General features: G+C 72.3%; 20 protein-coding genes. 11 read left to right on the top strand and 9 right to left on the bottom strand.

The genetic code is table 11. From position 1 onward, the window contains the following. The first annotated feature begins 236 nt into the window (after nucleotides 1-236). Nucleotides 237-1,544, top strand: a complete 1,308-nt coding sequence (locus ACFYZQ_RS13170; RefSeq protein ID WP_389145694.1) for a PHB depolymerase family esterase — start codon at nucleotides 237-239, stop codon at nucleotides 1,542-1,544. Between the two features lie 71 nt (nucleotides 1,545-1,615). Then, nucleotides 1,616-2,944, top strand: coding sequence for an SGNH/GDSL hydrolase family protein (locus ACFYZQ_RS13175; RefSeq protein WP_389145697.1), 1,329 nt, complete (start codon nucleotides 1,616-1,618; stop codon nucleotides 2,942-2,944). Between the two features lie 64 nt (nucleotides 2,945-3,008). On the opposite strand, the gene ACFYZQ_RS13180 is transcribed toward ACFYZQ_RS13175, so the two are convergent. Further along, a complete protein-coding gene (locus tag ACFYZQ_RS13180) occupies nucleotides 3,009-3,734 on the bottom strand; it encodes an SDR family oxidoreductase (protein ID WP_389145701.1) in 726 nt (241 codons plus the stop codon). A gap of 100 nt (nucleotides 3,735-3,834) precedes the next feature. Between ACFYZQ_RS13180 and ACFYZQ_RS13185 the strand changes: the two genes are divergently transcribed. Beyond that, on the top strand, nucleotides 3,835-4,683 hold the full coding sequence (locus ACFYZQ_RS13185) for a LysR family transcriptional regulator (RefSeq protein ID WP_389145704.1): 849 nt from the start codon (nucleotides 3,835-3,837) through the stop codon (nucleotides 4,681-4,683). 44 nt (nucleotides 4,684-4,727) lie between these two features. On the opposite strand, the gene ACFYZQ_RS13190 is transcribed toward ACFYZQ_RS13185, so the two are convergent. The 6 genes from ACFYZQ_RS13190 to ACFYZQ_RS13215 all read right to left on the bottom strand — a co-directional run bounded on the left by ACFYZQ_RS13190 (nucleotide 4,728) and on the right by ACFYZQ_RS13215 (nucleotide 10,448). Further along, on the bottom strand, nucleotides 4,728-6,071 hold the full coding sequence (locus ACFYZQ_RS13190) for an FAD-dependent oxidoreductase (protein ID WP_389145707.1): 1,344 nt from the start codon (nucleotides 6,069-6,071) through the stop codon (nucleotides 4,728-4,730). A gap of 322 nt (nucleotides 6,072-6,393) precedes the next feature. Continuing rightward, on the bottom strand, nucleotides 6,394-7,077 hold the full coding sequence (locus ACFYZQ_RS13195) for a TetR/AcrR family transcriptional regulator (protein ID WP_389145710.1): 684 nt from the start codon (nucleotides 7,075-7,077) through the stop codon (nucleotides 6,394-6,396). A gap of 75 nt (nucleotides 7,078-7,152) precedes the next feature. After that, nucleotides 7,153-7,899, bottom strand: coding sequence for an HAD family hydrolase (locus tag ACFYZQ_RS13200; protein WP_389145713.1), 747 nt, complete (start codon nucleotides 7,897-7,899; stop codon nucleotides 7,153-7,155). Between the two features lie 185 nt (nucleotides 7,900-8,084). Beyond that, nucleotides 8,085-8,774 (bottom strand): phosphatase PAP2 family protein, encoded by a 690-nt coding sequence (locus ACFYZQ_RS13205; protein ID WP_389145715.1) that lies wholly within the window; start codon nucleotides 8,772-8,774, stop codon nucleotides 8,085-8,087. 70 nt (nucleotides 8,775-8,844) lie between these two features. Beyond that, nucleotides 8,845-9,780 carry a M56 family metallopeptidase gene (locus ACFYZQ_RS13210; protein WP_389145717.1) on the bottom strand — a complete coding sequence of 312 codons (936 nt, stop codon included), beginning with the start codon at nucleotides 9,778-9,780 and terminating at the stop codon, nucleotides 8,845-8,847. Between the two features lie 95 nt (nucleotides 9,781-9,875). Beyond that, nucleotides 9,876-10,448, bottom strand: coding sequence for a DUF5134 domain-containing protein (locus tag ACFYZQ_RS13215; protein ID WP_389145720.1), 573 nt, complete (start codon nucleotides 10,446-10,448; stop codon nucleotides 9,876-9,878). A gap of 163 nt (nucleotides 10,449-10,611) precedes the next feature. On the opposite strand from ACFYZQ_RS13215, the gene ACFYZQ_RS13220 reads away from it, so the two are divergent. From ACFYZQ_RS13220 to ACFYZQ_RS13235, 4 genes are all read left to right on the top strand, one after another. Continuing rightward, entirely contained in the window at nucleotides 10,612-12,345 is a 1,734-nt protein-coding gene (locus ACFYZQ_RS13220; RefSeq protein ID WP_389145723.1) for an FUSC family protein, read from the top strand. Continuing rightward, nucleotides 12,342-12,890 (top strand): MarR family winged helix-turn-helix transcriptional regulator, encoded by a 549-nt coding sequence (locus ACFYZQ_RS13225; protein WP_389145725.1) that lies wholly within the window; start codon nucleotides 12,342-12,344, stop codon nucleotides 12,888-12,890. Before ACFYZQ_RS13220 ends, ACFYZQ_RS13225 begins: the two co-directional genes overlap by 4 nt. 100 nt (nucleotides 12,891-12,990) lie before the next feature. Continuing rightward, the gene (locus ACFYZQ_RS13230; RefSeq protein WP_389145728.1) at nucleotides 12,991-15,567 is read left to right on the top strand and encodes a cellulosome protein; all 2,577 of its coding nucleotides are present in this window, start codon (nucleotides 12,991-12,993) and stop codon (nucleotides 15,565-15,567) included. A gap of 111 nt (nucleotides 15,568-15,678) precedes the next feature. Further along, nucleotides 15,679-16,626: an N-acetyltransferase gene (locus ACFYZQ_RS13235; protein WP_389145731.1), complete on the top strand. Its 948-nt coding sequence runs from the start codon at nucleotides 15,679-15,681 to the stop codon at nucleotides 16,624-16,626. Here the strand turns inward: ACFYZQ_RS13235 and ACFYZQ_RS13240 are convergent. Then, entirely contained in the window at nucleotides 16,596-16,988 is a 393-nt protein-coding gene (locus ACFYZQ_RS13240) for a VOC family protein (RefSeq protein WP_389145734.1), read from the bottom strand. The genes ACFYZQ_RS13235 and ACFYZQ_RS13240 overlap by 31 nt on opposite strands. A gap of 34 nt (nucleotides 16,989-17,022) precedes the next feature. Here ACFYZQ_RS13240 and ACFYZQ_RS13245 point away from each other — a divergent pair, with 34 nt between their 5' ends. Further along, nucleotides 17,023-17,598, top strand: coding sequence for a GNAT family N-acetyltransferase (locus ACFYZQ_RS13245; protein ID WP_389146235.1), 576 nt, complete (start codon nucleotides 17,023-17,025; stop codon nucleotides 17,596-17,598). Between the two features lie 17 nt (nucleotides 17,599-17,615). Here the strand turns inward: ACFYZQ_RS13245 and ACFYZQ_RS13250 are convergent, their stop codons facing one another. Continuing rightward, nucleotides 17,616-18,299 (bottom strand): glycerophosphodiester phosphodiesterase, encoded by a 684-nt coding sequence (locus tag ACFYZQ_RS13250; RefSeq protein WP_389145737.1) that lies wholly within the window; start codon nucleotides 18,297-18,299, stop codon nucleotides 17,616-17,618. A 370-nt stretch (nucleotides 18,300-18,669) separates the two neighbouring features. Here ACFYZQ_RS13250 and ACFYZQ_RS13255 point away from each other — a divergent pair, with 370 nt between their 5' ends. The 3 genes from ACFYZQ_RS13255 to ACFYZQ_RS13265 are packed head-to-tail and all read left to right on the top strand — an operon-like array spanning nucleotide 18,670 to nucleotide 21,919. Further along, nucleotides 18,670-20,067: a DUF6421 family protein gene (locus tag ACFYZQ_RS13255; RefSeq protein ID WP_389145740.1), complete on the top strand. Its 1,398-nt coding sequence runs from the start codon at nucleotides 18,670-18,672 to the stop codon at nucleotides 20,065-20,067. Nucleotides 20,068-20,105: 38 nt separating this feature from the next. After that, complete coding sequence (locus ACFYZQ_RS13260) at nucleotides 20,106-20,852, top strand: SDR family NAD(P)-dependent oxidoreductase (RefSeq protein ID WP_388791321.1); 747 nt, start codon at nucleotides 20,106-20,108, stop codon at nucleotides 20,850-20,852. Continuing rightward, nucleotides 20,849-21,919, top strand: coding sequence for a threonine aldolase family protein (locus ACFYZQ_RS13265; RefSeq protein ID WP_389145743.1), 1,071 nt, complete (start codon nucleotides 20,849-20,851; stop codon nucleotides 21,917-21,919). The genes ACFYZQ_RS13260 and ACFYZQ_RS13265 overlap by 4 nt, the downstream gene beginning before the upstream one ends. Nucleotides 21,920-21,967: the final 48 nt, after the last annotated feature.

Genomic DNA, 21,967 nt, shown 5'->3' on the forward strand with positions numbered 1-21,967 from the left:
GCATCGAGCGAATGGCCATATTAAGGGTGATGTCCGTCCCTCTGGTCATGTCGCTGAACGGGACCGTAGGGTGCAAGCGCTTTCTAGTCAACGCTTTACGCAGAAGACGCCGGGGGTTGCCCGAGTTGCCGGAAAGTCACGTGGGAGCGCTTCCATGAAGGCCATGTCCATGCCACGATGCGCTGGGCCCCCGGCCCCGACGGATTCCTCCTGCTGAACCAGGAAGGGACAAGGACATGCCCCCCACGGTGCCATTACGGCGCACACTGACCGCACTCCTCGCGGCGCTGCTCCCGCTCCTCGCAGCGGTGTTCCTCACCGCGCCGCCGGCCGCGGCTCGCACGGACGCCCCCGCCGCCGTGCCCACGGCCCAGCTCACCGAGGTCACCGGCTTCGGCGACAACCCAAGCAACCTGCAGATGTACGTGTACGTGCCGAGCGGCGTCACCGCGCACCCGGCGATCGTGGTGGCCGTCCACTGGTGCGGCGGGTCGGCCTCCGCGATGTACTCGGGCACGGAGTGGGCCCAACTGGCCGACCAGTACGGGTTCGTCGTCGTGTACCCGTCGGTGACCCGGGCCAGCAAGTGCTTCGACGTCTCCTCCCCGCAGGCCCTGCGCCACGGCGGCGGCAGCGACCCCGTCGGCATCAGGTCGATGGTGGACTGGGCGACCCGCACCTACTCTGCCGACACCGGCAAGGTGTTCGTCACCGGCATCTCGTCGGGCGCGATGATGACGAACGTCCTGCTCGGCGACTACCCGGACGTCTTCGCCGCGGGCGCCGCGTTCTCCGGGGTGCCCTTCGGCTGCTTCGCCACCACCGACGGCTCGGAGTGGAACAGCACGTGCTCCGGCGGCAACCTCACCCACACCGCGAAGGAGTGGGGCGACCTGGTCCGGGCCGCCTACCCCGGCTACACCGGCCCTCGGCCGCGGATGCAGCTGTGGCACGGCACCGAGGACGACGTGCTGCGCTACCCCAACTTCGGGGAGGCGATCAAGCAGTGGACCGACGTCCTCGGCGTGAGCCGGACGCCCGCCGCCACCGACTCGCCCCAGTCCGGCTGGACCCGCACCCGCTACGGCTCCACCGGTGACCGGGCCCCCGTCGAGGCCATCAGCCTCCAGGGCGTCGGACACAACCTGTACACCTATGGCATGGGGGCCCGCGCGCTGCACTTCTTCGGCCTCGACAGCGGCGGCACCGTACCCCCGCCTCCCGCCGGGCCCTGCAAGGTGACGGTCACCACGAACGCCTGGAGCACCGGTCTGACCGCCTCCGTGACCATCACCAACACCGGGACGACAGCGGTCACCGGCTGGAAACTCGGCTTCACCCTGCCCTCCGGCCAGACCATCACGGGCGGCTGGAACGCCACCTACAGCCCGGCCTCCGGGGCGGTGACGGCCACCAACGTCTCCTACAACGGCACGATCGCGCCGAACGCGAGCGTCGGCATCGGCTACCAGGCGACGCACACCGGCAACAGCGCCGCGCCCACCGCCTACACCCTCAACGGCACCGCCTGCACTGTCAGTTGACAGACCCGGGTGCGCGCCGGAGGGGAGTACGGCGCGCACCCGCCACCCGCCCCCCGTACAGGAAGAGCCCAGTGAAGCCGCCCCGACGTGTCCCACTCGCCACCCTGATCAGCACCTGCGTCCTCGCGCTCGCCCTCGTGGTGACGTCGTCGGCGCTCACAGCCCTGGTCAGGTCCCGGCCCACCGCACCGCAAGCCACTGCCCACCAGCCCTCCGGTCCGCACTGGGTGAACACCTGGACCGCGATGCCGCAGCTCACCGAACCCGCCAACCTGCCGCCCGCGCCGTTCACGGGCGAGAAGTCCGTCCTGGCCGACACGACCCTGCGGCAGACCCTGCGGGTGACCACCGGAGGCCACCGCATCCGGCTGCGCTTCTCCAACGCCTACGGTGACACCCCGCTGCCGCTCACCGCGGTGACGGTGGCGCTGCCACAGGGCGGAAAGGCGGGAGTCAGCGCGATCGAGCCCGGCAGCACCCGCCGGGCGACCTTCTCGGGGCACGCCTCCACGACCGTCCCCGTGGGTGCCCAGGTCGTCTCCGATCCCCTGGCCCTCGACCTGCCGGCCGGATCCGCCCTGACCGTCACGGCGTACCTGGCGCAGGGCCAGCCGTCGCTCGCGCTCACCTCCCACCCGGGCTCGCGCACCACCTCGTACCTGATCGGCGGCGACCACACCCAGGACCAGGATCTGCCGGGCGCGACCCCGGTCAACCACTGGTACCTGCTGAGCGACGTGGAGGTCCTGGCACCCGCGGCCACCGAGGCCCTGGCGATCCTGGGCGACTCCCTGACCGACGGCCGCGGCTCCACCACCAACGGCAACGACCGCTGGCCCGACCAGTTCTTCGACCGGCTCCGCAGCCGCGCCGCGACCTCCGGCATCGCCGTGCTGAACCAGGCCGCGGGCGGCAACCGCGTCCTCAACGACGGGCTCGGCCCCAACGTCCTCGCCCGCCTCGACCGCGACGTCCTCTCCCGTAGCGGCGTCTCGTGGCTGATCGTCTTCGAGGGCGTCAACGACATCGGCACCGCCGACGCCACGCCCGATGCCCAGCGCCGGGTCACCGACGACCTGATCGCCGCCTACCGGCAGATCGTCGTCCGCGCCCACGCCCAGGGCATCCGCGTCTACGGCGCCACCGTGACGCCCTTCGGCGGCAGTTTCTACGACGACACGGCGGGCGAGCGCGAAGCCTCCCGGCAGCGCGTCAACGCCTGGATCCGCACCCCCGGTCACTTCGACGCGGTCATCGACTTCGACCGTGCGGTACGGGACCCGGACAACCCGCGCCGCCTGCAGCCCACCCTGCATGACGGTGACTGGCTGCACCTGAACCCGACGGGGTACGGGAAGCTGGCAGCCGCGGTGCCGACCGGGCTGTTCCGCAAGGGGTGAGGGCGGCCCCGCCGGAGGGCCACCACTTTGTGCCTGCGCACCGGCGCCGGTGCGCAGGCACAGCTCACCAGGGCACCGTCCCCGCGTCGTCGAAGAACTCGCCGGTCGGGCCGTCGTCCGGCAGGGTCGCGAGCCTGATGGCGACAGCCGCGCCCTGCTCCGGGGTGCGGAACCCGCGGAATCCGTTGAGGTCGGTCGCGCAGTAGCCGGGGCACGCGGCGTTGATCAGGATGTTCGTGTCGCGCAGCTCCTTGGCGTACTGGACCGTGACGGCGTTGAGGAACGTCTTCGACGGTGAGTAGGCGGCGGCGATCGGGCCCACTTCGGCGCCGGGCGTGGTCTGCAGGGTGAGCGACCCGACGCTGCTGGACATGTTCACGATCCGTGGCGACGTCGAGCGGCGCAGCAACGGCAGCATCGCGTTGGTGACGCGGATGACGCCGATGACGTTGGTCTCCACGGCCGCCCGCACCGTCGCCGGATCGACCGTGGTGGGCAGCTGTTGCGCACTGCCGGTGATGCCGGCGTTGTTGACGAGCACGTCGAGGCGTCCGGCGCCGTTCTCGATCAGCTCGGCGGCGGCTGCCACGCTCGCGTCGTCGGTCACGTCGAGCGGCACGCCGAACGCGTCGAAGCCGGCGGCACGCAGCTTCGCCACGGCGGCCTCCCGGCGCTCCTCGTTCCGGGCGCCGACACCGACCTTCCAGCCGAGGGCGCCGAGACCGGCCGCGATCTCGTACCCGATGCCCTTGTTCGCGCCGGTCACCAGCGCGGTCCTGTGTTCACTCATGGGACTGATCCTGTCCCGGTCCGGCGGGAGCCGGCCAACACCGATCGGGTGGGCGGCGATACCGCACGGGTATCGCCCCAGGTGGGGATAGCATGGCGGCGTGGAGACACGGGAGTTGCGGTACTTCGTCGCCGTCGCGGAAGAGCTGCACTTCGGGAGGGCGGCACAGCGGCTGGGGATCGCGCAGCCCCCGCTGTCGCGGGCGATCCGCCAACTGGAACGGCGTCTCGGGGCGGCGCTGCTCGAACGCACCAGCCGCGCCGTCACGCTCACCGACGCCGGGGTGGTGCTCCTGGAGGAGGGCAGGGCGGCGCTGGACGCGGTCGAAGCCGCCGAACGTCGCGTCCGCCGCGCCGCGCTCGCCGCGACCGGCCAGGCCGGCGTGGTCCTCGTCGCGAAGGCCGGCGCGGCCGGTGAACTGCTGGCGCGACTGCTCGACGCCTATGCCGCCGAACCCGATGCGGTCACCGTCGACGTGCTCCTGTGCGGTATCGGCGAGCAGGAACGGCTGCTGCGCGACGGCCGGGCCGACGTGGCCCTGCTGCACCGGCCGTTCGACACGACGGCCGGTCTGGACACCGAAGAGCTCCGCACGGAGGGGCAGGTGGTGATCCTGCCGGCCGGACACCCCCTCACGAGGCGGACACACGTGCGGATGGCCGAGGTCGCCGACCTGCCCGGCCTGCCGCTGCCCCGCTGGCCCGGCCCCGGCGGCGCCTACCCGGACGGTCCCGGTCCACAGGTCCGGGATCATGCGCAGTTGCTCCAGCTGATCGCGCTCGGCCGCGCCTGTGCGATCCTGCCGGAGTCGTCCCGGGCACATCTGGGGGACGCCCTCGCCGCGGTGCCGGTGCTGGACGCGCCGGCGGTCACCACGGTGATCGCGTGGCCGCCCCACAGCCGGTCCAGAGCCGTCGCCGGCCTCGTCCGGACCGCGACATGCCTCTAGACGCAACCGGGCGCACGCGCCCGGTCATCAGTGGGGCCCGGGTCTCAAGGTGCCGCCGTCCGTGCCGCCGCCAGCAGTGACTCCCAGTCGGCCAGCTTGACCACGCTCCGCCCGAGCGAGGCCCCGAGCGCCGCCTCGGCCCGCTCGATCGCCTGCCAGCCCGCCCACGGCACCGGCTCGATCCCGGCAGCCCGCAGCACCGCGAGGGGATCGTCCGGGACGGCCTTGCGGACGAGCGCGGGGGCGTCCGCGACCAGGGAGGTCGCCGTCTCCTTGGCGCACGGGCGGTTGGTGCCGATCACGCCCGTGGGGCCACGCTTGATCCAGCCGGCCACGTACTCACCCGGCGACACGGCGGACCCGCGCACCACCCTGCCCTGCACGTTCGGCACCGTGCCGCTCGCCGTGTCGAACGGCAGACCCTCCAGGGGCACTCCGCGGTAGCCGACCGAGCGGAGCACCAACTGGGCCGCCACGTCCTCGAACCGGCCGGTGCCCGTGACGCCGCCCTGCCCGTCCGGCGCGGTCCTCTCGAAGCGCACCGCGCCCACGCGTCCGCCCTCGGCGAGGAGTTCGACGGGGCGCAGACAGAAGCGCAGCCGGATGTGGTGCGCCGCCTCCGCGGGCGGCCGCTCCGCCCAGCCGCGCAGCACCTCCACGTTGCGCCGCTGCGGCGCGGGCAGCCCGGACGGGTCGGCGTACGCCGGGTCGAGTGCCAGCTCGGCCGGGTCCACGGCGACCTCGGTGTCGGGCAGGCTGCCCAGCTCGCGCAGCTCCTTGGTGGTGAAACGGGCCTGGGAGGGGCCACGCCGACCCACCATCTGGACCTCCCGCACCCCGCTCGCCGCCAGCGTGCTCAGCGCCGCCTGCGGCATGTCCGTCGGGCTGAGTTCCGCCGCACCGCGGGCCAGCATCCGGGTGACGTCCACGGCCACGTTGCCCACACCGATGACCACGGCCGACCGGACCCCGGTCAGGAAGCCGGCCTCGACCGCATCGGGATGCGCGCTGTACCAGGCCACGAACTCGGTCGCGGACCAGCTGCCCGGCAGCTCCTCACCCGGAATGCCGAGGTGCCGGTCGGTCGCGGCGCCCACGCAGTACACGACCGCGTGGTACAGCTCCCGCAGCCGCCGCACCGGCACCCCGCCGGGTCCGCCGACCCGCACGCCCCCGAGGAACCGCACCCGGTCGTGCTCCAGCACCGTCCGCAGACTGCCCTGCAGCGACTTGATCTTCTCGTGGTCCGGGGCCACCCCGTAGCGCACCAGCCCGTACGGACACGGCAGGCGGTCCAGTACGTCGACGAAGACCTCGGAGTCCAGCTGGACCAGGCTCTGGGCGGTGTAGCACCCGCTCGGCCCGGAGCCGACGACGGCGACACGCATGGCTCCAGCATCCCACCGGGGCGACTCCCCGGACAGGGCCGATGGAGTGACTGCCCCAGGGCCTTGCTACGGCCTGTCCGGCGGATCATGCCGCAGACGCGGGGCTTGGCGCGCCCTCCCCCACTCTCGACTTCCCCCCACTCTCGACTTCGCTCGAGCGGGGGGACCCCCATGAGCGGGCGGTTCCCCCACCGGCGTTGTCGTCGGTTGCCGATTCCCCCACGCTCGAACCGAGCTCGCGCGGGGGCACCCCCATTCGCCCCGCTCGCCAGCGCCGATGAGGCACCGTCCGTTTCTTGCGACCTGATCCGCCGGACAGGCCCTAGCGGGCGGCGCCCCGCTCGTCCCGCGCCCGCTCCTCCGTCGCGAAGAACCGGGACAGATCCTTCTCGCACTTGCCCTCGGCAGCCTGGGCCCCGGGCGGGACGCCCAGCTCCCAGTCCAGGCGGTAACGCTTGAACAGCTCGTCCCGCAGCGTTGGGATCGGCATCGGCACGCCCGGGATCAGCGCCGCGTACACCGCGCCCATCAGCAGCGCGCGCAGCAGGGGGTAGTCGGCCCGGACGTCATGCGAGCCGTACCTGGCGACCGTGTCGCCGAGCAGCTCGGACAGGCGCCGCTGATCCGGGCACGGGACGAGGCCTTCGGCCTGCAGGAGGCCGGCCATGTGCTGGCGCATCAGCACGGGCCGGTCCCGGGCCAGGCCCAGGATCGCGTCGATGGCCCGCGCCAGCCGCTCCCGCCCGTCGTCGGTGCGCGGCTCACGCTCCAGCGCCTCCTCCAGCGTGCGGTGCATCAGCCGGTGCACGGCGGACTGCACGAGCTGGCGTTTGCCGGGGAAGTAGTACGACACCAGTCCGCGTGCCGAGCCCGCCCGGTCCGCGATGTCGCCCAAGGTCGTGGCCTCGTACCCGTGCTCGCCGACCAGCTCGACGGCGGCCTGCAGGAGCCGTTCCCGGGAACGCCGCCGCAACTCTTCATTGACCGAGGCGCTGCGCGGGGACATGCTGTAACTCCTGCGTTGACTGGCTGCCAGCCAACTATACTCAACGTATCGGGCACCGCTTCGCGCGGGGCTCGCTCAGGGCTGCCGTCCGTCTGGGGCGACGCGGGGGATCGTCTCAGGCGGGCGGCTCGGCGTGTCCACCAGGTCCAGCACCGGCAGCAGCGCGTCCGGGCGCTCGGACACCGGCAGGTGGTCCACGAAGTGCACCCGGCACCCGAGGGCCGCCGCACCGCCGTCCGCGGGCCGGCTGTCGCCGACCATCAGCACGTCCCGAGGGTCGACGCCGAGCGCCTCGCAGGCCGTGGCGAACAGCCGCGGGTCAGGCTTCTGGACACCGTGTTCGTAGGACAGCACGTACGTGTCGACGTACGCGTCGAGGCCGTGTTCCCGGAAGACCGGGCGCAGGTCCCAGCCGATGTTGCTGACCACGCCCACTGGGATCCCGTGCTCGCGCAGGGTGCGCAGTACCTCGGCCGCGTCCGGGTACGGAGCCCAGGCCCGCGGGGACATGTGCCGGTCGTACAACGCGTCGTGCAGGCCCGGATCGGGCAGCGGCACCCGGCGGGACAGGCCGGTGTACGCGGCCCGGTGCAGCGCGGCGCTCTCGTCCCTGACCGCCCACAGTCCGGCCAGCTCCGCCGGCAGCTCGACCGGGGCGGCCCCGCCGGGCAGTGCCCCGGCGGCTTCCAACGCGCGTGCCGTCGCCGCCAGTTCGCGCTCGGGCAGCTCCAGCGCGGACTCGGCCAGTACGGCGCGCAGCCAGGACTCGGTGGACTCGACACGGAACAGGGTCCCGGAGAAGTCGAAGAGGACGGCGGTCATGCGCCGGACTCTACCGGCGCCTTCAGGGCCGGGGGAGGCGTTCACGGGCCCTACGGGCCGCCGCGCCGCAGGCCGACGCCCGTTCACCAGCGCGCAGCCCGCGCCGCGCGGCCACCCGCCGCAGCGGTTCGCCCACCCGCCGCGAGGACACCGCCCGCCCTCGGCGGCCCGCGTCCGCGCGGACGTCAGCGAGAGCGTGCCCGAGTGCCCCACGGCGACTCGTACGCCGCGACCGCCAGCGCCACCAGGAGCGCCCCGAGCAGCCAGCCGCCGATCACGTCCGACGGCCAGTGCACGCCCAGCCACACCCGGGTCAGGCCGACGCCCGCCACGGAGAGGACGGCGAGGGCGAGGGCCGTACGCCACAGGGCGCGTCCGGCGCCGAAGCGGTGGAGCAGCCACAACAGCAGGCCGCAGACCACAGTGGCGGTCATGGCGTGGCCCGAGGGGAACGCCGCGTAGTGGGCGGAGTCGACGGGGTCCCGCCAGACCGGGCGGGGACGGTCGACGGCGTCCTTGAGGGTTTGCTGCACCACCGCGGCCACCGCGCAGGTCACCGCCAGCCACACGGCCGTCCACCACGCCGAGCGGCGCCACACCAGCCACACCGCTGCCGCCGCGCACCCCAGACGCATCGTCAGCGGGTCCCAGAACCAGTCGGTCAGGATGCGGAAGGTGTGTGTCACACCGTGCTCCTCGACCGCCCACCGGTGGGTGGTGCGCGAGACGTCCCCGTCCAGGGCCACCAGGGGATGCCATCTGCTCGCGACCAGCGTCAGCAGGAGCGCGGAACACAGCGCGAGGACCGTGGCGGTGAGGACGGCCGCGCGGTACTCCCGCGGGCGGGGCGGGGACTCGAGGGACGGGTGGGCCATACTGCGATCTTCGCCGAAGCACACGGGACGAGGCCAATCCCGGGCCCGTCCGACCGCGCGGGCCCGCGCGCTACCCCAGTGCCCGCAGCCCCGGCACCACGGCCACCAGCACCGGGATCACCGGGACCACGGCCGCCGCCGCGGTCAGCCGCAGGCGGCGCATGGCCGTGAGGCGGTCCGGGGGAGTGAGAAGGCGGTGCACGCGTTGCGGAACGTGGGTGTGCCGGGTGGGGGCGGGACCGAAGACCCCCCGGTCCTCGTTGAGTTCCACCAGCGCCAGCGCGGTCGTCAGGCGGCCGAAGCGGCGGGAGGCCGTGTCGTCGGCGGCGAGTTCGACCAGCCGGTGCATCTCGTCGCGGAACGCGGCGAACACCGAAACCTGCGGAAAGCCGCCCGCCAGCGCGGCCGAGCAGTGCAGCAGCCAGTCGTGGCGGGCCTGCGCGTGTCCCTGCTCATGGGCGAGGACGGCGTCCAGCTGCCGCCCCTTCAACCGGCGCAACGCGGCCGTACTGACGACCAGTCGGGGTGTGGCGCCCGGCAGCCACCAGGCGTCCGGACGCTCGCCCTCCAGCACGACCAGACGGCCACCCGAGGGCTCCTCACCGGGCAACAGCGGTGAGCGCACCAGGAGTTCTTCCCGTCTCCGGCGTCGCCGGGTGCGGGCCAGCGCCACCTCGCGGACCAGCATCGCCGCGCTCCACAGCCCGCCGCACGCCAGCGCGACCGCGGTCGCCGCAGCCCAGCGGCCGGCCGTGCCGAAGGCATAGGCGTCCACGACGCCGCTCGGCGCCGAAGCGAACACGTGCCCCCGCACCGCCTGCCAGGCAGCGGCGGCGCTGAGCGTCATCGACAACGCGCAGCACAACAGGACGGCCGCGACGACGCACTGCCACGCCCACAGGGCGACCACCGGTTCACGGTCCGTCCAGTCCGCCCGGGCGAGCAGCCGTGGGCCGACGACGGCGGTCAGGGCGCCGAGCAGCAGCAGTGCCGCGGGGACCATCATGTGCAGCACTCTAGGAGCGGCGGCTACCGAGCGGTACGGTCCGTCGTGGCAAAGTGACGCAGGCAACGCCTGCGCCGCACGCGGCCCCGGTGTGTTCAGAGGGACAGCAACATGGCCACCATCGCGATCCCCATCGACAGCCGGCACGCCCGCGCCAGCTCCGGCCGGTCGCCCCAGCGGACGGTCCGCGGACCGGCCAGGGCGGGGGCGGGGACCAGCCGGACTCCGCCGATCAGTACGTAGCCGGTGAAGTAGAGGAGCAGCACACCCGTCAGCAGCGGGACCCCCGTGCCGCCGTGCGCGTGTTGCGGGCCGGGGGATCCCGGGGATACGGGGAAGCCGGGGGAGGCCGACATCGCGACCGCCATGTAGACCATGGCCGCGCTGCCCACCAGATGATGCAGATGGTGCGGGCTGCCGCGCGCGGCCCACAGGGCACGCAGCGCCGCCGCACCGAACACGGCCGCGTAGAGCGGCCAGGTCCACGCCGGTGGGCTGAACGCCTCGCCCGGCACGGCCATCGCGGCCATGCCGAAGCCCATGAGTGCCTCGCCGCCCGCGGCACGGCGTTGCTCCTCGACGCTGCTGCGCATCCGCAGCAGACAGTAGGCCCCGGTCGCCGCGCACAGCGCGACCAGCAGCCAGCCGGGCGAAGTCGGTCCGTGCACGCGCACCTCCGCGCTCCACTGTCGGTCGAGGGATGCGATGCCCGGTCCGTACGGCGCGCACGCGAGCGCATCGGGGTGCACGGGAGCACTCCGTGGAGCACGGCAGGCGGGGGCGTCAACCACAGAGATGATTTACAGGTAAAACACATGCTAATTTTGTGCCATGAGCAGTGCGCGCCCCCACCGCCCCCATCGCCTCCCCCTCGTCGGCGTCCTGCGCCTGGGCCGTCCCTCCGACATCTGGTTCAAGCCCGCGCTGAGCGTGGTCGCCGCGATCGCCCCGCCGAACCTGACCCTGCTCGCGCTCGGCCGGCTGGACCTCGCGATGTACACGATGGCCGGGGCGCTGTGCGCCCTCTACGGCCACAACCGCCCCTACGCCACCCGGGCCCGCGCCCTGGCGTGGGTGGTGCTGGGCATGCTGGGCGGGCTCGCCGCCGCCCTGCTCACGGCGTCCCTCACCACCGACGCCGTCGTCCTGGTCACCGTCGGTGCGCTCCTGGCCGCCGTGCAGAAGGCGGTGTGCGACGCCACCCGCGTCGGCCCGCCCGGAAACGTCGTCCTGACCTTCGTCAGCTCCGCGGCCCTGTTCGCCCCGCAGACCCTCGGTCAGATACCCGGTCATCTCGCACCGGCCGCGGGCGCCGGCGTCTGGGCCTGGCTGGTCGGCATGGCGCCCGGCCTGCTGCGTCCCTGCGGCCCGGAGCGCCGCGCCACCGCCCTGGCCCTCGACGCGGCCGCAGCGTACGTCGACACGCGCGGCAGCGGCGACGGTCACGCCCGCACCCGTGCCGCCGCGGCCGCCGCCGTGCACGCGGCATGGCAGTCGGCACTGGCCACCGGCGCCCGTGCCGACCATACCCGCCACGCCCTCGGGCGACTGCTCGTCCGTGCGGAGGTCGCCCTCGTCGCTCCCGCCGACACCGACCCCGAGCGGCTGCGCGGCTGGGCGCGGGCCCTGCGCGGCACCGGCCGGGTACCCCGGCCCGACGTCCCCGAGGCCGCCGACGCCGACGAACTCCTCGGAGTGGACGCCGAACGCGCCGCCCCGCACCCGGCCTGGTGGCGTGCCCTCGGCCCGCTCGCCCCGATCGCCGCGCGCACCGCGATCGGCTGCGCACTCGCCGGTTACGTCTCCCTGGCCCTCGGTGTCGGCCGCCCCTACTGGGCCGTCGTCACCGCCGCCTCCCTCTACCAGGCCAACGTCACCCTCACCTGGAGCCGGGGCGTGCAACGCGTCGTCGGCAACCTCCTCGGCGTGCTGGTCTTCGCCGCGCTGGTCCCGCTGGTCCACCCGCACCCGGTGGCCCTGGTGCTGTGCTGCGTCGCGCTCAACTTCGGTGCCGAGGCGCTGATGGCCCGCAACTACTGGCTCGGCAGCGTCTGTGTCACCCCGATGGCACTGTTCGTCACCGAGTTCACCCGGACACAGGACTCCGCGGCGTTGATCTACGATCGGGTCGCGGACACCCTGCTCGGCGCGCTCGTCGGTTTCGCCGCCGCCGTCGCCGTCACCAACCGGCGGGCGGGCGACCGCCTCGAACACGCCCTGACCACCGCCGAGCGGGCTCGCGAACGTGCCGCCCGCCTGCTCGCCGAGCCGTGCCCCGACCCCCGCGTCCTCGAAGCGGCCCGCCGCTCGCTGGCCGCCGCCCTCGTGGAACTGCGTGCCACGGCCGACGCCGCGTCGGGCGAGTGGTGGCAGCGTGCCCTGCCGCAGGAGCGGGTCGTGCTCGCCGAGCAGTCCGGACACCGTACGCTCGCCGCGACGGTACGACACCAGGGGCTGGGCCCCGTCGTCGAACTCCCGTCCGCCCCGCCGGGCGACGACGGGGAGTCGGCGAAGGGCCCCGGCCCTTCGGCTCGGGCGAGGACTACGGAGGACATACGGCCATGACGGGGACGAGCGGACGACCGGCGGCCGACGGCGACGCGGCGAGGGGCGACACCGTCGCCGCGGTCGTCCGGCAGTGGCGTGCCGTCCACCCCGAGCTGGACACCGGCCCGATGGAGGTCATCGGCCGCATCAACCGCTGCGCCGCCCTCCTGCAGCAGGCGGAGGACGCCCCCCTGCGCCGGGCCGGGCTCAGCCGCCCCGAGTTCGACCTGCTCGGTGCGCTTCGCCGCACCGGCCACGAACTGACCCCGAGCGAGCTGGCCCGGGAGACCTTCTCCTCCGGTGCGGCCGTCACCAAGCGTCTCAAGCAGCTCACCGAGCGGGGCTTGGTCGAGCGCCGTGGCGACACCCGAGACCGCCGGGTGGCCCACCTCCGTCTCACCGACTCCGGTCGCGCCCTGGTGGACGGCATCCTGCCCGAGCAACTCGCCTACGAGACCGCCGTCCTGTCCGTGCTGGCGCCGGAGGGCCAGGGTGACCTGGCCGGCCTGCTGGCAGAGCTGCTGACCCGCCTCGAGGGACGGATGGGCGCGCTGCGCGCCTGAGCCGCGGTCGTCGCGACCGTTGACGGGTGCCCGGAGTGATCCCTACGGTCGACACGTTCGGTTTGCCGACTGACGTACGAGATGACGAACAGGACGTGTCGTGACCACCCCACCCTCCGCCGCCCAGACGCTCACCGTCGACCTCGGCACCGACACCGGCCCCGTCCACGGCGGCGCGAGCGGTACCCTGTACGGGCTGTACGGCGAGGGTGTGCCCAGCCGCAACGTCGTCGAGGGCATGTACGTCCGCACGGTCGCCACCAAGGCCCAGGACGGCACCCAGCACCCGGGTGCCGACGCCCTGGAGATCTTGCCGTCCTTCGTCGCGGCGGGTGGCCGGGACGTGTACGTCTACATGACCGACATCTACCGCGGCTTCCCCTACGAGTGGCCCGGCGCCACGGGCGAGGAACGGCTGGCCGACTTCCGGGACCGGGTCCGCCGCCAGGTCGAGCAGGTGCTGACCCTCGGTCCCCTGAAGTCGCACGTGGTGTACGTGCCCTTCAACGAGCCCGAGGGCAACATGTTCGGCACGGGCGAGTGGAGCTACGACACGGTCTCCTGGCGGGACGACCCCACCCACTACTTCGCCGCGTGGCGGGACATGTACGAGCTCATCAGGGGCCTCGACCCCGACGCGCGCATCGCCGGACCCAACACCTGCATCCTGTACGAAGAGGTCCGGGGCTTCCTGGAGTTCGCCCGCGACCACGGCGTCCTCCCCGACGTGGTGACCTGGCACGAGCTGTCGTCACCGGACGAGATCCGCACGAACGTCGCCACATACCGTGAACTGGAGCGCGAGTTGGGGATCGGCCCGCTGCCGGTCAACATCAACGAGTACGCCCACAACTACCACCTGTCCGTGCCCGGCCAGATGGTGCAGTGGATCGCCGCCCTGGAGGAGTCCAAGGTCGACGCCGACATGGCGTACTGGAACATCGACGGCAACCTCAACGACTCCGCGGTCGAGGCCAACAAGGGCAACGGCCAGTGGTGGCTGTTCAACGCCTACGGCGGGCTCACCGGCCACACGGTCCAGGTCACCGCGCCGCAGCCCAACGTGCAGTACACCCTCCAGGGCGTCGCCGCCCTCGACGGGGACAAGCGGCAGGCACGGGTGCTCCTCGGGGGCGGAAGCGGCGGCGCGGAGCTGGTCTTCGCGGGTGTGGACGCGGAGACGTTCGGCACGGTCGTGCACATACGGCTGCTGGAGATCCCGTGGACGGGACAAGTGGGCGCCTCGGCACAGCCGTTGCGGCTCGCCGACCTCGAACTTCCCGTCGAGGACGACAAGGTGACCCTGGACCTTCCCGAGCTGCAGGAGATGTCCGCCTACCAGGTGATCCTCTCGCCCGGCGGCAACGGGGCCGTTCCGGCGCCGCCCTCGATCGGCTGGCGTCGCTCGTACGAGGCGGAGGACGCCGCGCACACCGGTGACGGGTACGTCGTGCACGGACCCGAGGGCTCCCCGGCCGACGTCGAGAAGTTCGCCACCTCCGGCGGCCACCACGTCGGCGGCCTGCGTACCGGTTCCGACCTGGTCCTCGCCTTCGACGTCGAGGTGCCGTGCGACGGGACGTACGACGTCGGTGTCCTCGCGAACTCCCACAACCTCGCCGAAGGGGTGCGCGAGCAGGGCCCCACCAACGTCTTCCTGCGCGTCGACGGCGTACAGCCGCAGGAACTACGGCTGCCCCTCGGCTACAAGTGGGCGGTCTGGGGACGCACCGACACCCGGGTGGAACTGACCGCGGGCCGCCACACCCTCACCCTGGCCGCCCGCGACACCGACCTGGGAGTCACCCGGGGCGACGCGGTCGTCGACCGGCTGGACCTGGTCCTGCGCGACGAGCACGTGACCGCGCCCGCACTGTACGACGCCGAGTACGCCTCGCTCGGGAGCGGGGCACACGTGGACTACACGCACCGCGGTGCCTCCGGACCCGGCGCGGTCGTTCTGCCCCGCGGGGGCACCGCCACCTTCTGGGTGCACGCCCCCGCCGACGGCGAGGCGAGCGTCACCGTCGACATCCTCGGAGCGGGGGAGGGCCTGCTCACGGTGAACGGTGAGGAGATCGGACCGGTCCGACGCACCGCCGTACCGCTCTTCCTGGCCGGCGGCATCAACAAGATCACGGTCACCGGCACTACGGACCGGCTCGTGCTGGACCGGCTGTTGGTCGGGCCGTCCCGCGGCCTGCTGCCCACCACTGCGTACCCGGCCGAGGAAGGCGTACTGACCGGCCGGGCGCACGCCACCGGCGCCTACACCTTCGCCACCGGAGGCAAGGCGGTGGACGGCATCGGCGACGGACCGGCGAACGCGCTCACCCTGACCGTGACGGCGGAGCGCGCCGGACGGCACGCGCTGACCATCCGCTACTCCAACGGCGAGCAGCCGCCCGCCACCCACTACAACCCCGACCCGGTCTGCCGTCACGCGGACCTCACCGTGAACGACGCCCCCACGCAACGCGTGCTTTTCCCCACCACCTTCCACTTCAACAACTTCTTCGAGCTCTCCGTCCCCGTCACCCTGCGCGCGGGCGCCAACAGCGTCGTCGTCACCGCCGACGAACTCCCCGACTTCGACGGCACCGGCCTGAACGCCCACGGTCAGCGCTCCGCGCACGCCCCGGTCATCGACCAGGTGACGGTGACACCGCTGGCGTGACCGCCGGGGCGTCCGGAAATCCCTCGCGGGGGCCGTCGGTGCCGGCGTACGCTCGGCCCGTACCGCATCGCATGGCGGCCTCCCGATCACGTCCCGGACCGGAGGTCACGCATGTCCCAGGTACGCCCCTTCCACCGCGACGACCGCGACCAGCTGACCGAGCTGGTCAACGCCCATGCCGCCGCCGTCGTCCCCGGTGTGTCCGTCTCCGTGAACACCGTGCTCAGCAGCCTTGAGCGGCAGCCGGAAGAATTCGTCACCGACCCGTGGGTCGCGGAGCGGGTCACCCTCGTCGCCGAGCTGCGCCGGCAGCTCGTGGCCGCGGCCCACCTGCTGCGCTACCGCTCCGACGCCGAGGTCGGCGCCGACTTACGGAACGCCGGCGAGATCGCCTGGTTCCTGTGGCATCCGCCGGCCTCCTTCCGTCCGGGCACCGACAAGGCCGCCGACCTTCTCATGGCCGCCTGCCTCGCCCAGCTCGCCCGCTGGCAGGTCCGCCTCCGGTACGCCTCGGGCGATCTGCCCGCCCCCGTGGTCTACGGCCTGCCCCGGAACTGGCCGCACGTCCGATCCGTCTACGAGCGCGCCGGTTTCCGGCACACCGGTTCCACCGAGGTGATCCTCCTCGCGCAGGTGTCCGAGCTGCCCCGCCTCGAACCCCGCCCCGGCGTCACCGTCGAGCGCACGGTCGGGGAGTGCGGCACCCGCCTCACCGCGTGCGAGGCCGGGCAGCCCGTCGGCTTCGTCGAGGTCGACACCTCCCTCGCCCGCCCCGAGCGCCAGGCCCGCGCCGCCGGGCTCGCCGACGTCGGCAACCTGCATGTCGACCCCGCACGGCACGGAGCCGGGTGGGAACAGCGGCTCCTGGGGCACGCCGCAGACTGGCTGCGCCTGTCCGGCGTCGACCGCCTCCTCGCCTACGAACCCGCCGACGACCACACCCGGCTCGCCACACTGCGCACGGCCGGCTTTCGCGAACTGACCCGCACGGACCGAGGCTGGGAGCACCGGCCGCGCCGAGGAAGCGGTCAGATGCCCGGCCGGTACCGCAGCGGATGATCGGCCGGCACCTCCACCAGCACGATCGGCACCCCGTCCGGGTCCGCGACCCACATCTCCACCAGCCCCCAGGGCTCCTTCAGAGGCGGCCGGACGACCTCGACACCGCGCTCGACCAGTTCCCGGTGGGTTTCCGCGAGGTCGGCGACCTGGAGCCACAGCCGTACCGCCGGGGACGGCGGGGTCTCGGACCGCCCGGAGACCTCGAGGAAACCGCCGCCGAGGAAATAGACGGTGCCCCGCTCCGGCCCCGTACCGAACTCGCGGTAGACGGGCAGTCCGAGCTGTCGCTGGTAGAACTCCCGGGAGCGTTCGGGGTCGGTCGGGCGCAGGAGTGTCCGGCTGCTGAGTACGTGCACCATGCACCCGGAGGGTAGTGGCAGGCTTACTCTCGTTCTGCCCTGCCGCGCCAGAGATCGGAGACGTTTCGCCATGGACACCGCCGCTGCCGGACTGATCTTCCGAGATGCCACCGACGCCGACGTGGACGCGCTGGTCGCGCTGATCGAGTCGGCCTACCGGGGCGACGACAGCCGGACCGGCTGGACCACCGAGGCGGACATCCTCCAGGGGCAGCGGACGGACCCGGAAGGGGTGCTCCAGGTCATCAAGGCGCCGGACAGCCGGCTGCTGACGGTCGAGCGGGACGGCAGGGTCGTCGCCTGCTGCCAGCTGGAGCACCGCGGCGACCACGCCTACTTCGGCATGTTCGCGGTGAGCCCGGCGCTGCAGGGCGCGGGCCTGGGCAAGGTCATCATCGCGGAGGCGGAGCGGCAGGCCCGCGAGAGCTGGGGCGTCGCGGAGATGCACATGACGGTGATCTCCGTGCGCGACGACCTGATCGCCTGGTACGAGCGCCGCGGCTACCGCCGTACGGGGCGGATGACGCCCTTCCCGTACGGCGACGAGCGCTTCGGCATCCCGCAACGGGACGACCTGCAGTTCGAGCTCCTGGTCAAGCCGCTCGCATAATCGTTCCGGCGTGCCGGTCAGGCGGTGAAGCGGCCCGTGCGCTTGATCTCCGGATAGTCGGTGGTCGCGCCGTCCAGCCCGAGGGCGCGCACGAGCCGCAGGTGGTCCTGGGTGTTGACCACCCATCCGATGATCCTCAGGTCCGCCCTGCGGGCGTGCTCGACGATCTCCAGGGTCAGCCGGCGGATGTTGAGACAGACGGTGGCGGCGCCGGCCGCCACGGCCCGCTCCACGACGTCGGTGCCGTACCGGCTGGCGATCAGTGCCGTGCGGGCACCGGGCACCAGACGGGCGATCTCGGCGATGGCCTCGTCGTGGAAGGAGGACACCTCCACCCGGGGGACCAGGTTCCGGCGGTGCATCACCTCGGCCAGCGCCCGGGCCGCGGCGACGTCCTTGATCTCCGCCTGCAGCGGCGCCCTCACGGCGTCCAGGACCTCCTCGAACACCGGCACCCGCTCGCCGTCGCCCGCGTCCAGGGTGCGCAGCTCGGCGAGGGTCTTCTCGGCGATCGCGCCGGTGCCGTCGGTCGTGCGGTCCACGTCCTCGTCGTGCATGACGACGAGGGCACCGTCCTTGCTCAGGTGCAGATCGAGTTCGATCAGGTCGAGGCCGGCCGCTTGCGCGGCGACGAAGGAACGGAGGGTGTTCTCGGGCTCGACACCCATGACCCCGCGGTGACCGATGGTAAGGAAGTTCAAGGTCCAACTCGCTTCCGTCGACGGCGGCTCGTCGCACGCGCGGACCGGACGGACGTCGCTGTCCACGCGGCAGGCTCGCAGCCTAGTGGCCGGGCCTCGGGTTGGACCCCCACGTACACGCGCGTCTGGGGTGACGGCCGGGCCCGGCGATTGACCGACTGGCTGGATCCGCGCGGTCTGCACTCCTACCCCGTTCGGCGTCGTCCATACCTTCGCTCGCAGCGGAAGTGTGCGCTGATGCGATGTCAGGCAGGAAAAAGAGCGGTGACCATGGGGTGTAGCAGGATAATTTCCCGCCTCCCTACTTGCTGGGAGAAACGTCGTATGCGTACGGTGTCCTTACGCGAGGTTCTCCCGTGGAGGATGGGACATGACGGAAATTCTTGTGCAGGTGGGTTCGGAAGAGCAGGTTCCTTCCGTGGCCAGGGTGGTCGAGCACCCTGCTTGGCCTGCGCTCAAGGATGCCGTGGAGCAGATCCGGCCATGGCAGTCCAAGGACGGATCGATCGACTTCGAGGGCGACGGTGCGCCGGACCCGGCCGAGGCCGGCCTCGCCGTCCGCCGCGCGATCGACGCCGTCACGGCACTGTCCCCGCTGCTCCCGCACGACGCCGCCTACCACGAGGCCCTCGTGGCGGACCTGCGCCGCTGGGCCGACGGCGGCTTCGGCGTGCCGGACTTCCTGGACTCGCTGCTCGCCTTCCAGCCCGCCGCCAACCGCGCGGACGGCCTGCAGCACCTGGTCGTCTTCCCGATGTACACCCAGAACGGCAATCCCGACCGCAACCTGGAGGCGGTCGTGCTGCGCATGGTCTGGCCGGACTGGCTGGCCGAGCTGGAGCGCACCCGCTACGACAACCCGCTGTTCTGCGGCATCAAGTTCGAGGACTTCACCTCCGGGTACGACACGAACTCCGCCGTGCTCTTCCCTGAGACGATCGCCGTACGCGAGGCGCCGGAACGATTCTCCTGGGGTGGCATCTTCTGCGACCGCGAGGCCGCCCGCTTCCGCCGGGTCACCGAGGCCGCCGTCGACATCCTCGGCCTCGAACTGCCCGAGGACATCGCCGCCATGGTCCACGACCAGAAGCGCTGCGAAGAGGCCTTCGTGCTCTGGGACATGGTCCACGACCGCACCCACAGCCATGGCGACCTGCCCTTCGACCCGTTCATGATCAAGCAGCGCCAGCCGTTCTGGATGTACGGCCTGGAGGAGCTGCGTTGCGACCTCACCGCCTTCAAGGAGGCCGTGGGGCTCCAGGCGGACGGCGTCCCGCAGGCCCGTGACGTGCAGTACGCGGTGCTCTTCGACCGGATGTTCCGCTTCCCGGTGACCGGCGAGCGCGTACGCAACTACGACGGGCTCGGCGGCCAGCTGCTCTTCGCCTACCTGCACAAGCACGACGTCGTCCGCTGGACCGACAACAAGCTCTCCATCGACTGGGAGCGCGCCCCGCAGGTCACCAACCAGCTGTGCGCCGAGATCGAGAAGCTGTACAAGGACGGCATCGACCGTCCGAAGCTGGTGCACTGGTTCGCCGGGTACGAGCTGGTCTCCACCTACCTCGCCCCGCACCCGGGGTCCAGGTGGGCCAAGGGCCCGGACGCCCTGGACCTCACGCAGCCGCCGCGCAAGCTGGTGGATGACGTGCTTCCGGACGAGTTTCCGCTGAGCATGTTCTATGAGGCACTGTCCAAGAAGCTGAAGAACGTGATCGCCTCCACCAAGGGCATCACGGCGGACGGCGCCGAGAGGGTCGCCGCGTGAGCGACCGTACGAACACCGCTCAGCAGGAGGCGAAGAAAATGGGGAACGGGGCTCTCAGCGGTGCGGTGATCGCGGTCGCGGGTGCGGGTGGGCCCGCCGGCCGGGCCGCGCTGCGCAGGCTGGCCGAGGCCGGCGCGACCGTCGTCGGGGCGGACAACGACCCGGAGCGGCTTTCGGAGGCCGTGGACGCGGCCCGCTACGCCGGGGGCGGCGCCACCGTCACCGGGGACACGGTCGACCTGCTCGACCTGCAGTCCACCCGCGACTGGGCCACGCACATCGAGAAGGACTTCGGCCGCGTCGACGGCCTCGTCCACCTCGTCGGCGGCTGGCGCGGCAGCGAGACCTTCACCAAGACCAGCCTCGACGACTGGGACTTCCTGGAGCTGCTGCTCGTCAAGACCGTGCAGCACACCTCGCTGGCCTTCCACGAGGCCCTGCAGCGCAGCGAGCGCGGCCGGTACCTGCTGATCAGCGCCGCGGGCGCGAGTAAGCCGACCGCGGGCAACGCCGCCTACTCCGCGGCCAAGGCCGCCGCCGAGGCCTGGACGCTGGCCCTCGGCGACTACTTCAAGAAGGCCGGGGGCGCCGAGGGGCCGACGTCGGCGGCTGCCATCCTGGTGGTGAAGGCGCTGGTGCACGACGCGATGCGCGCCGAACGCCCCAACGCGAAGTTCGCGGGCTTCACCGACGTCAAGGACCTGGCCGAGGCCATCGTGGACGTCTGGAGCAAGCCCGCCGCCGAAGTGAACGGACACCGTCTGTGGCTGACCGAGAAGCCGTGAACCCCCCGAGGACCGACGCCCGTCGCCATCACGACCCGCAGGTCCGCGGTTTCGCCAGTGACAACTACGCGGGGGTGCACCCCGAGGTGCTCGCCGCCATAGCCCTGGCCAACGGCGGTCACCAGGTCGCGTACGGCGACGACGACTACACCGAGCACCTCCAGCGGATCATCCGCAGCCACTTCGGCGCCACCGCGGAGGCGTTCCCGGTCTTCAACGGCACCGGCGCGAATGTCGTCGCGCTCCAGGCGCTCACCGACCGCTGGGGCGCGGTGATCTGCGCCGAGAGCGCGCACATCAATGTCGACGAGGGCGGCGCCCCCGAGCGCATGGCCGGCCTGAAGCTGCTCACCGTGCCCACCCCGGACGGCAAGCTCACCCCCGAGCTGATCGACCGGCAGGCGTACGGCTGGGAGGACGAGCACCGGGCCATGCCCCAGGCGGTGTCGATCACCCAGAGCACGGAGCTGGGCACCGTGTACACGCCGGACGAGATCCGCGCGATCTGCGACCACGCCCACGCCCACGGCATGAAGGTGCATCTCGACGGCTCCAGGCTGGCCAACGCGGCGGCCTCCCTGGACGTTCCGATGCGGACGTTCACCAACGCGGTCGGGATCGACGTCCTCTCGCTGGGCGGGACGAAGAACGGCGCGCTGTTCGGCGAGGCGGTCGTGGTCATCAACCAGGACGCCGTCCGCCGGATGAAGCACATCCGCAAGATGTCCATGCAGCTCGCCTCGAAGATGCGCTTCGTGTCGGTGCAGTTCGAGGCCCTGCTCGCCCGGGACCTGTGGCTGCGCAACGCCCGCCACGCCAACGAGATGGCCGAGCGGCTGGCGGAGGGCGTGCGGGCGGTGCACGGCGTGGAGATCCTGTACCCCGTCCAGGCCAACGGGGTCTTCGCCCGACTCCCGCACGAGGTGAGCGTGCGCCTGCAGAAGCGGTTCCGGTTCTACTTCTGGGACGAGGCCGCGGGCGTGGTCCGGTGGATGTGCTCCTTCGACACCACGGACGAGGACGTGGACGCGTTCGTGGCGGCCGTCAAGGAGGAGATGGCGCGCTAGCACTCCGCGCACTGTGCTTCTGTGTAGAGCGCCTGTATGCATAGATAT

Source organism: Streptomyces sp. NPDC001843, assembly GCF_042891955.1.
GTDB lineage: Bacteria > Actinomycetota > Actinomycetes > Streptomycetales > Streptomycetaceae > Streptomyces.